Here is a 653-nt window from a genome sequence, read left to right on the forward strand (position 1 = left end):
TCCGAATGCGCGGCCGGCGTACGGGCCAACATGACCCTGTTCCTTGGGCACGCCGACATCGTTGCCGCGGCGGACGATTTCGCAGCGGAACCCGCCGAAATGCTTCGACCATGAGTGCGCTTGTCAAGATCGGTCACGTACGCTCCTCCGACGTTTCGGCTGCCAACTGGGCGACCGAGGTGCTGGAACGTGCCCGCACCATGGAAGGGTTGAACTGCTTCACGGCGACCCTCGACGAACGCGCGAGCCGCACGGCGCAACGGATCGACGACGATCCGCGCCGCTTTCCGCTGGCCGGACTGCCCTTCGCCGCCAAGGATCTATTCGACGTGGTCGGCCGCCCGACATTGGCGGGGTCCAAGATCAACCGCGACCTGCCACCTGCGGAAACGGACGCGACCGCGATCGAACGACTGGTTGCGGCTGGCGCCAATCTCGTTGGTATCACCAACATGGACGAGTATGCCTACGGGTTCAGCACGGAAAACGCCCATTACGGCCCGACACGGAATCCGCACGATCCGGCTCGCATAGCTGGTGGCTCGTCGGGTGGTTCGGCCGCTGCGGTCGCAGCGGGCATCGTGCCGGTGGCTTTGGGATCGGATACGAATGGTTCGATCCGGGTGCCGGCGTCGCTGTGCGGCGTGTTCGGT

Annotated in this window: 1 protein-coding gene; it reads left to right on the forward strand. The window is 65.2% G+C overall.

Annotated features, from left to right (window positions below; translation table 11 throughout):
* Positions 1–110: 110 nt before the first annotated feature.
* On the forward strand, positions 111–653 hold a 543-nt coding region (locus tag AACY08_RS27870; RefSeq protein ID WP_339472322.1), incomplete at its 3' end, for an amidase family protein.

The sequence above is a fragment of the Pseudomonas sp. EL_65y_Pfl1_R83 genome (assembly GCF_963970695.1).
Taxonomy (GTDB): Bacteria; Pseudomonadota; Gammaproteobacteria; order Pseudomonadales; family Pseudomonadaceae; genus Aquipseudomonas; species Aquipseudomonas tritici.